Below are 12,651 nucleotides of genomic sequence, written 5' to 3' on the forward strand. Positions count from 1 at the left end.
GGAGAGGAGGCGCAAATGGCATGGGATTTCGAGACCGAACCCGACTTCCAGGCGAAGCTCGACTGGGCCGACGCGTTCGTACGCGACGAGGTCGAACCACTGGATCTCCTCTGGCCGCACGAACAGTTCGTACCCCTGGAGGGCGCCCGGCGGGCGGCCGTCGACCCGCTCAAACAGCGGGTCCGTGACCAGGGGCTGTGGGCGACCCACCTGGGACCGGACCTCGGCGGGCAGGGTTACGGGCAGCTGAAATTGGCACTGCTGAACGAGATCCTGGGACGCAGTTCCTGGGCACCGATCGTCTTCGGCTGCCAGGCCCCCGATACCGGCAATGCCGAGATCATCGCGCACTACGGCACCACGGCCCAGAAGGAGCGGTACCTGCGCCCCCTGCTGGACGGGGAACTCTTCTCCTGCTATTCGATGACCGAACCGCAGGCCGGCGCCGATCCCACCCTGTTCCGCACCCGCGCCGTCCGCGACGGGGACGACTGGGTGATCAGCGGCTGGAAGTTCTTCTCCTCCAACGCCCGCACCGCCGCGTTCCTCATCGTGATGGCGGTGACGGATCCGGAGGTGAGTCCGTACCAGGGGATGTCGATGTTCCTGGTGCCCGCCGACACCCCGGGCATCCGCATCGAACGCAATATCGGCCTGGCCGGCGAACCGCTGAACGACGGTGCGCACGCACTGATCCACTACGACGATGTCCGGGTACCCGCCGAGGCCCTGCTGGGCGAGGCGGGACAGGCCTTCGTAATCGCGCAGACCCGGCTCGGCGGTGGCCGTATCCATCACGCCATGCGCACCATCGGACTCGCGCAGAAGGCCCTGGACATGATGTGCGAACGCGCGCTGAGCCGGGAGACCGCCGGCAGCCGGCTCGCCGACAAACAGTTCGTGCAGGGATACATCGCCGATTCCTACGCCCAGCTGAAACAGTTCCGGCTGCTCGTGCTGTACACGGCCTGGGAGATCGACAAGTACAACGACTACAAGAAGGTCCGCAAGGACATCGCCGCGGTGAAGGTGGTGATGCCGACGGTCCTCCACGATATCGCCTGGCGGGCCATGCAGGTGCACGGTGCGCTGGGCACCACCAACGAGTTGCCCTTCTTCACCATGATCCACGGCGCCGGAGTGATGGGCCTGGCCGACGGCCCGACCGAGGTACACAAGATGACCGTCGCCAAACAGGTCCTGCGCGACCACCGGCCCAGCGACGACCAGTGGCCCACGGAATGGATCCCACGCAAGCTCGACGCGGCGCGGGCCAAATACGCCGATTACCTGGAGAACGAGGCGGGGAATCTGTGATCGACTTCGCGCCGCTGGAGCGGTGGATGGACGAGGCCGGACTCCCGGGCAGGGGCGAACCCCTGCGGACCCGGTTCCTGTCGGGCGGTACGCAGAACGAGATCTACGAGATCACCCGCGGCGAGCACCGCTGTGTGCTGCGGATACCACCGGCCGGAGCACCGGCCGACCGGGACAACGGCATCCTGCGCGAGTGGCGGATCATCGAGGCTCTGGACGGTACCGAGGTGCCACACACCGAGGCGGTGGCGGTCTGCACCGACCCCTCGGTGCTCGGCCGCACGTTCTATCTCATGGGATTCGTGGACGGGTGGTCGCCGATGGACCATCGCCGGATCTGGCCGGCGCCCTTCGACACCGACCTCACCGCCCGGGCCGGATTGGCCTACCAGCTCGCCGAGGGCATCGCGCTGCTGTCCAAGGTGGACTGGCGGGCGCGGGGGCTGCACGATCTGGGACGGCCGGACGGCTTCCACGAACGCCAGGTCGCCCGGTGGACCGGCTTCTTCGAGCGGATCAAGGGCCGCGAGCTCGACGGGATGGACACCGCGACCCGCTGGCTGCGCGAGCACCGCCCGTTGGACTACATCCCCGGCCTCATGCACGGGGACTACCAGTTCGCCAATGTCATGTATTGCCATGGCTTTCCCGCCCGTCTGGCCGCGATCGTCGACTGGGAGATGGGCACCGTCGGCGATCCGAAACTGGATCTCGCATGGATGGTGCAGAGCTGGCCGGCCGACACCTCGGCACCCGAGGCCACCGAATCCGGCTACGTGAACATGCGCGGTATGCCCTCCCGCGACCAGGTGGTGGCGCACTATGCCCAGGTCTCGGGCCGGCAGGTCGACGATCTCGACTACTACCTGGTCCTGGCCAGATGGAAGCTCGCGATCGTACTGGAACAGGGCTTCCAGCGCGCCGGCGACGATGTGAAACTGCAGTCCTTCGGCCCGATCGTGCCCGAACTCATGCGCTCGGCCGCCGAACTCACCGAAACAACGGGGTACACGTCATGAACGAGTCGGGCCCGGAGGCGGCAGCGCAGCGTAACCACGGAGGGCCCTCGTTCATGACCGATCGACACAGCATGAACGAGTCAGGCCCGGAGGCGGCAGCGGATGAAGAATTCCTGGTGGAGCGCCGCGGCCCCCTCACCGTGCTCACCCTGAACCGCCCGCAGGCACGTAACGCGCTCAACGGCGCCCTGATCGCCGGGATCGGCGCCACCGTCCTGGCCGCCGAACAGGATTCCGGCACCCGCGCCCTGGTACTCACCGCCGCCGGCGACCGGGCGTTCTGTGCGGGCATGGACCTGCGCGCGTTCTCCGGCGGTGAGGATGTGGGGTTCGGCGACACCCCGGAGAACCGGGCCTTTCAACGCCTCACCCGCGGGGCCGTCGAGGTCCCGGTGATCGGCGCCGCCAACGGCACCGCGGTCGGCGGGGGTCTGGAACTGTTGCTCGGCTGCGATCTGATCGTCGCCGCCGAGACCGCGAAATTCGGTCTGCCCGAGGTGCAACGCGGACTCTTCCCGGGCGGCGGGGGCACCTATATCGCCGAACGCATCCCGCTGGGCATCGCCTTGCAGCTCACGCTGACCGGCGAAACTTTCACCGCCGCCCGGGGATACGAAATGGGGCTGATCAACGAGGTGGTCCCCGCCGGGCAGGTGCTCGAGACCGCGCTCGCTTTCGCGGACCGGATCGCCGCCAACGGCCCGCTCGGCGTTGCCGCCTGCAAGGAGCTGGTACGGCTTTCGGTCACCGATCCCGCGAAGGCGGCGCAACGGTTGCGGCACTGGCAGGGTGTCGTCTTCGCCAGCGAGGACGCCAAGGAGGGCGCGACGGCGTTCATGGAGAAACGCACCCCGGAGTGGCAGGGGAAATGAGCACCGTACGGGCGGTGGTCTGTCCCGAGTACGGGTCACCCGGAGTACTACGGGTCGAGCGGCGTCCGGTGCCCGCGCCCGGTGAGGGTGAGGCCAGGGTTCGGGTGCGCGCGGCCGCGGTGAACTTCCCCGATGTCCTGCTGATCGCCGGGCGCTATCAGGTCACTGTGCCGCTACCGTTCGTCCCGGGCAGCGAATTCGCCGGCGTAGTCACCGAACTCGGCCCGGACTGCGCGGGGTTCGCCATCGGAGACCGCGTATCCGGCACCGGTCTGTACGGCGCGTTCGCCGAGGAGATCGTCGTCCCGGCCGCCGGCCTGGCACCGATCCCGCCCGGGGTGGACGACCGGACCGCGGCCGCATTCGGTGTCGCCTACCGCACCGCCTACCACGCGTTACGGTCGGCGGCCCGAGTCGGCCCGGGCGATACGGTGGTCGTACTCGGGGCCGGTGGCGGTGTGGGGTTGGCGGCGGTTCAGCTGGCCGGTGCGCTCGGCATCGAAGTGGTGGCGGTCGCGTCGTCATCCGAGAAGTTGTCCGTCGCTGCGTTTCATGGGGCGCAGCATTTGATCGACCATCGGACCGCTGATGTGCGGGAGGCCCTGCGCGCGGCGGTTCCCCAGGGCGCCACCGCCGTCCTGGATCCCGTCGGCGGTGATCTTTCCGAACCGGCGCTGCGTGCCCTGGGCCGCGGCGGCCGCTTCGTCACCATCGGTTACGCCTCCGGGACGGTCCCGCGAATCCCACTGAATCTGGTATTGGTCAAAGGCTTGCATATCGTGGGCTTCCAGTTCCGCGATATCGCTGCGGGCGAGTTCGCCCGCAACGAACGGGAACTGGCGGGTCTGCTCGCCGACGGCCGGGTCGCTCCGCATATCGGCGCCACCTTCCGGCTCGAGGACACCGCCCAGGCACTCGAGCGGGTCGCCCAGGGCCGCGCCGTCGGCAAGGTGATCATCGACTTGACCTGCGAATAGGACACGGCCACCGGTCGGCATTCGGTCACCATCGGCCCTCGTTCCCGCCCCGGCCCGAGTCGACGGACGCCGGTACGCGTGAGTTCCGGCCATATCCGGTCGCGGTGACCAGAGCGGCGATGAGGCTCACGAGCGCGGCCACGAAGCAGCCGAGCGCGTAGGGCACACTGCCGACCGGAGTCCCGGCCGCCGTGTAACCGTCGACCGAGTCCACACGGCGGGCAACGCAGTCACCCAGAGCACGGCGTGCACCCCGTCCGGGCCGTGGGGCGCTATCGGCCGACCGTCAGTGCCGGACCGGTCCGGTCACCGGCACCGGCGCCACATGGCCGGTCGCCGGACGGGTCAGGAACAGCGCGAGGCCGATATCCACCAGCGATGACCGGTACCGGGAGGCGACCTCCCCCAGCGGAGTCCACGTCGGATCGGCGGTTTCGCCGTTCGGCTCGGGCCGCGGGCGCCCGCGGACGATACCGACTCTCACCGTTTGACCACCATCTCCAATCCCGCCCGGAACGGCAACGTCTGAGTGACCAGGCCGTTGTCCGGGTCCTCGATGAAAGCGAATGCGTCACGGTAGTTCTCCCGGTGCCCCTCGGTGTTGTCGATCAGCACCACGCCGCCGGGCCGCAGTTTCGGTGCGATCATCTCCAGCGCCGGACGCGCCAGCACCGGCCAGATATCGATCAGCGCGAGATCGAGTGGGGCGTCGAGCTCGGCCAGCGTCGTGCGGATATCCCCCACGCGTAGATCGATCACATCCTGCAGGCCCGCGCGGCGGAAATGTTCCCGGGCGGCGGCGGCTTTGGCAAGCTCGATCTCGGCGCCGACCACGGTGCCCGGGCCGCCGTCGCGCTCGGTCACCAGGCGCACCGCCTGCGCCAGGTAGAGCGTCGACACGCCATGGGATGTGCCGACCTCCACGACCCGCCGCGCTCGCATGGCCAGGCACAACCGGTGGCACAGCAGGGCCTTGTCGTGTTCGAGCGCGATGAGTTTGTCGGACAGGAAGGCGTCGGCGTCGGCGTCGAGGGCATTCGGGTCGGCTGCCTTCCCGTACGCGGCGCGTTCGGCGAAGTAGGTACCGATCACCGGGATCTGCTCGGCGCTGCGCTGTTGCAGTTCCGCGACCAGACGGTCGAGTTCAGGGTTCTGCAGGGTGCCGGAGTCCATCGCGTTACCTCTCGTGGGTCACGCCGTCGGCAGGGCGCCGCGGCCACACAAGTCTGGAAGTCGATGCCACTGATGTCAATGGGCTGTGAACTTCAAGGGCGCACGGTACAGTCCGAACCCGTGTCCCAACCGCTTCCGCCCGGTCGCCGCCGACGCAGCCCGCTGACGCGAGGCGGCCGGGCGACGCTGACCGCCGAGACGATCGCCGCGACAATGCTGGAACTCGCGGGCCGGCGCGGCTTCGCCGCGGTGTCGATGCAGGATCTGGCCGCCGAACTCGGCGTCACCGTCCGCGCCCTGTATCGCCATGTGCGCGATCGGCAGGAAGTCGTCGACCGAGCCGTCGAGCTCTGGCTGTCGCGATGGCCGATCCCGGAACTCGACCCCGAACGCTGGCGGCAGAGCCTGCGCGAGTACTGCCACCTGCACCGGTCCCTGGCCCGCCGCCATCCCCGAGCACTGCTGGTGTCACTGGACGAACGCATCAGCGACACCCGCGTACCCGAACGCCGGCTCGCGGCACCGGAACAATTCCTGGCCTTCCTCACCGAAGTGGGACTCGAGCTGCCCGACGCCTTGTTCGTGCACAGCGATCTCATGGTCCGGATCTACGGATTCGTCCTGTTCATCGACTACCGGGCCGATATCGGCGAACCGGTCGTCGAACAGTATCCGGCCCCGCAGTCGTGGCTCGACCGCCATCCGGACCTCGAATTGCCGCTACTGCACCGCGCCCGCGCCGAAGCCGGCTTCGACAGCGATGCCATGTTCGAGCGGGTGACGACCGAAGTGGTGCACACAGTGGAAAGACTGCTCCCCGCACAGCGATAGGCGCGGCAGGGTCATCCGAGGTGCGACAGTGCCGTCAGCCAGGGATGGCCGGGATGCACCCGGGACAGCCACTCGGACAGTCGCGAACGTCGTGACCAGTCCATTGCGGGGAGTACCCGCAGGAAGTCCGACTCGTCTTTCGGTCGCCGCGCCTTGGCCTTGAACAGGAGAACGACTTCGGGGATCACATACGGAATGCCGTCGTCGGTAGCGAGAATCAGCTCGCTGTAGGGCAGGGTGATCGTGGGGTCGCGGCGGCACACCCACCGATCACCGTGGTGCGGCTCCCGGAACACATCGAGTCGATAGATCCCGGTTTCGGGTTCACGCAGCCATGTCTGATGCCGGTTCTCCAGTTCTTCGGGAAACGGCCAGGCGCGACCGTCGCCGACGATGTCCCATTCGAAACCGGGAAAGGCGGCCATGATCTCGGCGAACCGTGCCCGCGGCACCCCGATTTCGAGATCACCGTGCTCCCGTCCGAGACCACCGGCGAACAGATCCAGCGCCCAGCCGGCGGCTATGTACCAGCACGGCGGGGCGCCCGAGAGCCGCTCGGCGACCTCGGCGGGAGTCCAGGCCTGCCAGAGCCGGTCACACTCTTCGGCCGATAGAGGGCGTCCGGGCATATCAGACTGTCTCCTTCGCGTCGGACGGACGGCCGGGTCGGGCCACGGGCTTGGTCTCCTTTTGCAGAGCTCAGGTTCGATGGCCTCGCACGGAGCCGGAGATCACGGCGGCCACGAACTTTTCGACTGCCGAGGTACTCGGCGGGCCGGCGTCACGGTCTGTGAACAATAGATGCCCGCCACCGACCAGGGACAGGGTGAGTGAGTCGATATCGGCATCGGCGGCGATGCGGCCCAGTTCCCGCTCGTCGGTCAGATATATGGAGATGGCGGTCGTCACCTCGGCGAGAACCGCCATGCCGCCACCGGGTCTGGCTCGGCGCAGTCGTGCGCGCAACTCGTCCCGGAAGGTGATGAGCGGGAGGATCGCCACCGGAACCGGCCCGAACAAGGTGGTCAGCGCGGCGGTCAGATTGTCGGCCACCGTGCCGGACCCGGCGGAGGCGCGCAGCGCGTTCCCCTGTGCTTCCAGCCGCGCGGCACGATCGAGCACCAGCGCGGCGAGGAAGCCGTCGAAGTCGGCGAAGTGCCGGTGCAGAACGCCTTTGGCGCAGCCGGCTTCGTCGGTGACGGCCCGGCTCGTGAGCCCGGTCGGCCCGTCGCGTAACAGCACGCGTTCGGCAGCGTCGAACAGTTGCTGCCGCGCGTCGCGAAGGTGCACCCCAGTCGGCACTCGCACATCCTTTCGTGCATCGATCCACCGACACAATTGCACAGTGGGCATGTGCCCACTAAGGTGGGCGCATGCCCACAACACCGCCCGAGCATCCCACGGCGCCCCCTTCACCCGCGCCGTCCCCGGAAATGGCCACGTCGTTCGGAGTGGACGCACAGCGCTACGACCAGGCCCGGCCCCGATACCCGGAGGCGCTGGTGACGCGGGTTCTCGCCGGGACGCCCGGCACGGATGTGCTCGATATCGGCTGCGGCACCGGTATCGCAGGCGACCAGTTCCGGGCGGCAGGGTGCGCGGTACTCGGCGTCGAACCCGATCCGCGGATGGCCGATTTCGCACGAACGCTCGGCCTACAGGTCGAGGTCGCCACCTTCGAGGCATGGGAGCCGGGCGACCGGATGTTCGACGCGGTCATCGCCGCCCAGTCGTGGCATTGGGTGGATCCGGTCGCCGGCGCGGTGAAGGCAGCCGGCGTATTGCGCCCGGGTGGACGGCTGGCGATCTTCGGCCACGTGTACGAGCCACCCGCCGAGGTGGCAGAACCCTTCGCCATCGCTTTCCGGCGGGTGGCGCCGGACTCACCCTTCAGCAGGCAACCGGCTCGACGCCCCCTCGAGCTCTATCGAGCGGGATACACGAAATTCGCCGACCGCATCCGCGAGACCGGCCAGTTCGGCGAGCCCGAACTGTGGCAGTTCGACTGGCAGCGGTCCTACAGCCGCGACCAATGGCTGGAACTGCTCCCCACCACAGGCGGTCTCACGCGGCTCCGCCCTGATCAACTGGCCGAAATACTGCACGCGGTCGGCGACGCCATCGACTCGCTGGGTGGATCCTTCACGATGGAGTACACCACGCTGGCCACGACCGCCGCGCGCGCCGGCAGTTCCTGAAACTCGCAATCGGCCCGCCGCCCCGTCCGGACCGGAGTTGGAACCGGATCGGACGGCGGGGGCGGCCCGGCCGTCACACGCCCGGTCGCATGGCTTTGAGCAGGGCGTCGACGAGCGCGTCGGCATACTCGGGGGTGAGCGGGCCGGACCGGAGCAGCCAGCGCTGATAGAGCGGCGCGTACAGCAGTTCGAGCGCCAGGTCGAGGTCGGCATGGGCGTCGAGCTGCCCGGCCCGTTGGGCGCTGCGTAACCGGTCCTTCTTGGCCTCGTCCAGCGGACCGGCCAGCTTGGCGTGGTACTGGGCGGCCAGGGCGGGGTCGTTGATGATTTCGAGATTGAGCGCGCGGATCGGCCTCTCGAAGGCAGGGTCGGCGAATTCGGCCACCGTCGCCCGCATCACAACCTTGAGATCGGCCTCGAGGTCGCCGGTGTCGGGTAGCGCCATGCTCTGGTCCGGCCCCTCTTCGCTGAGCGCCAGGAAAGCGTCCAGCACCACCGCGCCTTTGGAGGGCCACCAGCGGTAGATGGTCTGCTTGCCCACGCCGGCCCGGGCGGCGATGGCCTCGACGGACAGCTTCGCGTACCCCACCTCGGAGACCAGTTCGCGGGCCGCGGTGAGGATGGCCCGCCGGGAGCGCTCACTGCGACGCGCGGGATCAGGCTGCTTGACCATGCTCGGATCGTAACACCGACACAAGACGAGACGGTCCGTATTGACACCGCCCATAACGAGACGTACCGTCTTGTCTCGTTACGGGAGATCGAGCAAGAGGAGGTGGAGCCCATGACCCGCGTATGGCTCATCACAGGTGCGTCACGAGGACTGGGCCGGGCGTTCGCCGAAGCGGCGCTCCAGGCGGGCGATCGGGTGATCGGGGCCGCGCGCAATGTCGAGCCCCTCGCCGACCTTGCCCGGCAGTATCCCGACGAGCTCGTATCGATACCACTCGATGTCACCGACCGCACCGCGGTGTTCACGGCCGTGGAACGGGCGGTCTCGGCCTTCGGCAGGCTCGACATCGTGGTCAACAATGCCGGCGCCATGCTCTTGGGAATGGTGGAAGAAGCGAGCGAGGAACAGATCAGAGCGCATTTCGACGTGAACCTGTTCGGCGCGGTGTGGGTGACCCAGGCCGTGCTGCCGCACCTGCGCGCCCAGGGCGGGGGGCGCATCCTGCAGATCACCACGATGGGAACCGGCGGCGGTTTCCCCATGGTCGGCCTGTATGCCGCCGGTAAGTCGGCGCTGGACTCGGTGAGCGAGGCAGTGGCGATGGAGGCCGAACAGTTCGGGGTGAAGCTCACCATCGTCCAGATGGGCGGCTACGACACCGGCCTGTTCACCACGGGTACCACGGCGACCACCCCCGACCCACACTACCGGCAGCTGCGCGACGAGCTGACCGCGATGTGGGGCGACGACGCCGGCCCCGCGCCCGAAACCGCCGCTCCGGTGATCATGGAGTTGGTAGACCTGCCGGACCCGCCGCGGCGTCTCATCGTCGGCACCGGCTCCTTCGACATGGTCCAGCAGAACCTGCAGGATCGCGCGGCGCAGTATCGCGCCTACGAGCACCTCAGCCGCGCAGTGGCCGGGTAACCCTTCGCGGCGGCCGTTGGATCGTCACTGCCCGCCGCTCGTCGAGTCACCGCGCACGAGTCCGAATCGGTTCGATGGCCTCGGGACAACCGACTTTTCGGCGCGGAGTCGTCGATGGTCACATGAGCGCGTGGAGTGGTCCGCGGTGGGCCCGAAGACCTCGGCGCACCGACGGACTACCTACCGGTTCCACCCTCCTGAATTCGACACCGGCGTGCTACGGCCCTGCCGCAAGCCGGTATGTCCATCTGGCAGACACCCCGGATACGCCCGGCGCGGCCTCGCCTGCCGACTGCCGATAAGCGGGCCGAACCAACGGAGGTACATGGCCCCTTGGTGAGCACGGTTCCGCGGCCCGGCGAAGTGGGACCCGAACTCGGACGGGGCGAGTTCGGTAGGACATCCGCAACCTCGGTGGGCGGTACGGCGGCCGCGAAAACACGTTCCGGCTCGGTGCGGTCGCCGATACCGGTTCCGCGGTCCAAGTGCACCGTCTGGACGACGACATTATCCGTGCCAGGGGCACAACCCAAATAGGTATCGCCGCGTGTGCCGGAACCCAGCCGGCCGATCAGCGCGTACGGACCGATCGTCGGCGGATCGGAAGCCCGCAACGGCAGCGTGCGCGGGACGGTCTGCGTGCCCGGCCCGACCAGGAGTGCGTCTGCTGAGGCACCGGTCGGCAGCGAAGTCGGCGGCAACTGCGATCTCTCCGGGAGGCTCAAAACCAATGCGACGAAACCGAGAACCCATCCGAGTAGCAAGAACAACCACCACGCGGTTACCCATCCGCTGACGCTACGGCCGCGTAGGTCCAGCGCGTCCGGCGGTGTACGCAGGTCACTCGCGCGCCACACATCGGACATGATCGTATGCGGCAACCAAACATTGACCACCGGACAGAACCAGCCGCCGATCACCCAACCGATGGAAAGCCGATGGCGTGCGGCGCACATTGCTTCGGCATTGCAGCGCGCCCGCCACAACCACGAGATGACGGTCACTCCGGCGCCGAGTTGCAGGATGGCCGAGATGATCCCGGCCCAGGTGCAGGACTGCCACTCCGTGTGTGTCCCCCGGCCGTCGCCAGCTTCTCTCGAAGTCCACCAGCAGTACCCAGTCAGCGATCGCACTGACGAACATCATGACCACGGCCCCCGCGACCAGCGTTATCGCTCATACCCCCAGCATCCCGAACGGACGTACCTGCTTACCGTCGCGCACGATTGCCCGGCCCACCCCATCGACATGTTCCAATCCCTTCAAGTCCCGCGTGCCACGCCGGCCGGCCGCTACCCCGTGGGTCGGGATTCCTTTCCAGCGGGGTGGTCGCAGCAGTCGCAGGACGGGCCGTTGCTTGCGGCGGTCGGTGCGGGACAGCAGGTGTCGCCTTTCCAGGCGTTGAGGCCTTCGCGCACGGCGATGGCAGCGATGACCAAGGCGGCGATCGGATCGGCCCACGGCCAGCCGAGCAGGCTGTTGAGCAGCAGCCCCACCAGCAGAACTGCCGACAGGTACGTGCACAGCAGGGTTTGTTTGGAATCGGCGACCGCCGACGCGGATCCGAGTTCGCGGCCGGCGCGGCGTTGCGCGGCCGACAGCACCGGCATGATCACCAGACTCGCGGCGGCCAGCCCGATCCCGATCGGCGAGTGCTGGGCTTCACCGAACCCGAGCAGGGCACGGATGGAGTTGACGGTGACGTAGAGGGCGAGGGCGAGGAAGGAGAACGCGATGATCCGCAGCGCGATCTTCTCCCGTTTCTCGGGGTCGCGGCCGGTGAACTGCCAGGCCACCGCGGCCGCGGAGGACACCTCGATCACCGAGTCCAGGCCGAACCCGATCAACGCGGTCGAGGACACCCGGGCACCCTCGGTGAGCGCGATGATCGCCTCGATGACGTTGTAGGTGATGGTCGCGGCGACGAACCAGCGGATCCGCCGCACCAGCACCGCCTTCCGTTCCGGGGCCGGGCCGAGGTTCACCGCGGACAGTAAGGAAGGCATACCGAGGGAAGCCATCAGCAGCAGCCTTGGTCCTCAGCGGTCGGGCAGCACGCCGGATCCACCGCCAGCACCAACCCCAGCAGGTCACCGAGTGCGGCGGCGATCCGCGCGTCGGCGAGCTCGTAGCGGGCACGCCGGCCTTCGGGCACCGCGACCACCAGGCCGCAGCCGCGCAGACAGGCGAGGTGATTGGACAGGATCTGGCGAGTCACCCCGATCTGCTCGGCCAGCTCCGACGGATAGCCGGAGGCCTGCCGAAGGCTCAACAGGATCCGCGTGCGGGTCGGGTCCGAGAGCGCATGCCCGAAACGGGCGAGCGCGTCGGTATGCAGCAAGGTCGGGGTCTCCACAACCCAACGATACATAGAAAACTGGATTCAGAATGTAATGGATCATTCCAGGGTTGGGTGGTCACGAGGTGGGTGGGGTGAACCGCTACGGCTGTTGCAGGGAACGGATTCACTGACATTCTCGTGTCGCGTGGCCACTGACATTGTCGTGTCGCCTCACAGCGTGTAGATGCGGGTGTCTGTGCTGAAAGGTGCTGGTGGGTCAATCGCTTGATGGAGTGGCCCAAGGGGAGATCTCCGGATGGGTCGAATCTAGTCCAGAAAATCTGTAGTGACAGCGGTAGACATTAGGGAGGGCGTGGGGTAGC

The 12,651-nt window shown here is 67.9% G+C and carries 15 protein-coding genes; 7 read left to right on the forward strand and 8 right to left on the reverse strand.

Annotated elements, in window-relative coordinates:
• The first annotated feature begins 15 nt into the window (after positions 1-15).
• The 4 genes from ON38_RS31325 to ON38_RS31340 are packed head-to-tail and all read left to right on the forward strand — an operon-like array spanning position 16 to position 4,185.
• Entirely contained in the window at positions 16-1,317 is a 1,302-nt protein-coding gene (locus ON38_RS31325; protein WP_039828766.1) for an acyl-CoA dehydrogenase family protein, read from the forward strand.
• 26 nt (positions 1,318-1,343) lie between these two features.
• Positions 1,344-2,336, forward strand: coding sequence for a phosphotransferase family protein (locus ON38_RS31330; protein ID WP_051165529.1), 993 nt, complete (start codon positions 1,344-1,346; stop codon positions 2,334-2,336).
• Positions 2,337-2,389: 53 nt separating this feature from the next.
• Positions 2,390-3,208: an enoyl-CoA hydratase-related protein gene (locus ON38_RS31335; protein ID WP_245564454.1), complete on the forward strand. Its 819-nt coding sequence runs from the start codon at positions 2,390-2,392 to the stop codon at positions 3,206-3,208.
• Positions 3,205-4,185: an NADPH:quinone oxidoreductase family protein gene (locus tag ON38_RS31340; protein ID WP_039828772.1), complete on the forward strand. Its 981-nt coding sequence runs from the start codon at positions 3,205-3,207 to the stop codon at positions 4,183-4,185. The genes ON38_RS31335 and ON38_RS31340 overlap by 4 nt, the downstream gene beginning before the upstream one ends.
• Before the next feature lie 286 nt (positions 4,186-4,471).
• On the opposite strand, the gene ON38_RS31350 is transcribed toward ON38_RS31340, so the two are convergent.
• Positions 4,472-4,669, reverse strand: a complete 198-nt coding sequence (locus ON38_RS31350; protein ID WP_174372476.1) for a hypothetical protein — start codon at positions 4,667-4,669, stop codon at positions 4,472-4,474.
• Entirely contained in the window at positions 4,666-5,358 is a 693-nt protein-coding gene (locus ON38_RS31355; protein WP_051165525.1) for an O-methyltransferase, read from the reverse strand. Before ON38_RS31355 ends, ON38_RS31350 begins: the two co-directional genes overlap by 4 nt.
• Positions 5,359-5,478: 120 nt before the next feature.
• Here ON38_RS31355 and ON38_RS36725 point away from each other — a divergent pair, with 120 nt between their 5' ends.
• On the forward strand, positions 5,479-6,189 hold the full coding sequence (locus tag ON38_RS36725; protein ID WP_039828776.1) for a TetR/AcrR family transcriptional regulator: 711 nt from the start codon (positions 5,479-5,481) through the stop codon (positions 6,187-6,189).
• A gap of 11 nt (positions 6,190-6,200) precedes the next feature.
• Here ON38_RS36725 and ON38_RS31365 read toward each other — a convergent pair whose 3' ends face one another.
• Together ON38_RS31365 and ON38_RS31370 are read right to left on the reverse strand one after the other, a co-directional pair.
• Positions 6,201-6,818 (reverse strand): hypothetical protein, encoded by a 618-nt coding sequence (locus ON38_RS31365; protein WP_039828778.1) that lies wholly within the window; start codon positions 6,816-6,818, stop codon positions 6,201-6,203.
• Positions 6,819-6,888: 70 nt separating this feature from the next.
• Positions 6,889-7,491: a TetR/AcrR family transcriptional regulator gene (locus ON38_RS31370; protein WP_039828780.1), complete on the reverse strand. Its 603-nt coding sequence runs from the start codon at positions 7,489-7,491 to the stop codon at positions 6,889-6,891.
• Positions 7,492-7,562: 71 nt separating this feature from the next.
• Here ON38_RS31370 and ON38_RS31375 point away from each other — a divergent pair, with 71 nt between their 5' ends.
• On the forward strand, positions 7,563-8,387 hold the full coding sequence (locus tag ON38_RS31375; protein WP_039828782.1) for a class I SAM-dependent methyltransferase: 825 nt from the start codon (positions 7,563-7,565) through the stop codon (positions 8,385-8,387).
• Positions 8,388-8,460: 73 nt separating this feature from the next.
• Here ON38_RS31375 and ON38_RS31380 read toward each other — a convergent pair whose 3' ends face one another.
• The gene (locus ON38_RS31380) at positions 8,461-9,060 is read right to left on the reverse strand and encodes a TetR/AcrR family transcriptional regulator (RefSeq protein ID WP_039828817.1); all 600 of its coding nucleotides are present in this window, start codon (positions 9,058-9,060) and stop codon (positions 8,461-8,463) included.
• Positions 9,061-9,171: 111 nt separating this feature from the next.
• Here ON38_RS31380 and ON38_RS31385 point away from each other — a divergent pair, with 111 nt between their 5' ends.
• Complete coding sequence (locus ON38_RS31385) at positions 9,172-9,987, forward strand: SDR family NAD(P)-dependent oxidoreductase (RefSeq protein WP_039828784.1); 816 nt, start codon at positions 9,172-9,174, stop codon at positions 9,985-9,987.
• A 176-nt stretch (positions 9,988-10,163) separates the two neighbouring features.
• On the opposite strand, the gene ON38_RS38320 is transcribed toward ON38_RS31385, so the two are convergent.
• From ON38_RS38320 to ON38_RS31395, 3 genes are all read right to left on the reverse strand, one after another.
• The gene (locus ON38_RS38320; RefSeq protein WP_083873249.1) at positions 10,164-11,120 is read right to left on the reverse strand and encodes a DUF4328 domain-containing protein; all 957 of its coding nucleotides are present in this window, start codon (positions 11,118-11,120) and stop codon (positions 10,164-10,166) included.
• A 159-nt stretch (positions 11,121-11,279) separates the two neighbouring features.
• On the reverse strand, positions 11,280-12,011 hold the full coding sequence (locus ON38_RS31390; protein WP_051165526.1) for a cation efflux transmembrane domain-containing protein: 732 nt from the start codon (positions 12,009-12,011) through the stop codon (positions 11,280-11,282).
• Positions 12,008-12,358 (reverse strand): ArsR/SmtB family transcription factor, encoded by a 351-nt coding sequence (locus tag ON38_RS31395; RefSeq protein WP_039828786.1) that lies wholly within the window; start codon positions 12,356-12,358, stop codon positions 12,008-12,010. Before ON38_RS31395 ends, ON38_RS31390 begins: the two co-directional genes overlap by 4 nt.
• Between the last annotated feature and the right edge of the window lie 293 nt (positions 12,359-12,651).

Source organism: Nocardia testacea NBRC 100365, assembly GCF_000308775.1.
GTDB lineage: Bacteria > Actinomycetota > Actinomycetes > Mycobacteriales > Mycobacteriaceae > Nocardia > Nocardia testacea.

Coding starts and splice junctions, on each gene's coding strand:
- ON38_RS31325 (WP_039828766.1), top strand. CDS start 16: ATGGCATGGGATTTCGAGACCGAACCCGACTTCCAGGCGAAGCTCGAC.
- ON38_RS31330 (WP_051165529.1), top strand. CDS start 1,344: ATGGACGAGGCCGGACTCCCGGGCAGGGGCGAACCCCTGCGGACCCGG.
- ON38_RS31335 (WP_245564454.1), top strand. CDS start 2,390: ATGACCGATCGACACAGCATGAACGAGTCAGGCCCGGAGGCGGCAGCG.
- ON38_RS31340 (WP_039828772.1), top strand. CDS start 3,205: ATGAGCACCGTACGGGCGGTGGTCTGTCCCGAGTACGGGTCACCCGGA.
- ON38_RS31355 (WP_051165525.1), bottom strand. CDS start 5,358: ATGGACTCCGGCACCCTGCAGAACCCTGAACTCGACCGTCTGGTCGCG.
- ON38_RS31365 (WP_039828778.1), bottom strand. CDS start 6,818: ATGCCCGGACGCCCTCTATCGGCCGAAGAGTGTGACCGGCTCTGGCAG.
- ON38_RS31375 (WP_039828782.1), top strand. CDS start 7,563: ATGCCCACAACACCGCCCGAGCATCCCACGGCGCCCCCTTCACCCGCG.
- ON38_RS31380 (WP_039828817.1), bottom strand. CDS start 9,060: ATGGTCAAGCAGCCTGATCCCGCGCGTCGCAGTGAGCGCTCCCGGCGG.
- ON38_RS31385 (WP_039828784.1), top strand. CDS start 9,172: ATGACCCGCGTATGGCTCATCACAGGTGCGTCACGAGGACTGGGCCGG.
- ON38_RS31395 (WP_039828786.1), bottom strand. CDS start 12,358: ATGTATCGTTGGGTTGTGGAGACCCCGACCTTGCTGCATACCGACGCG.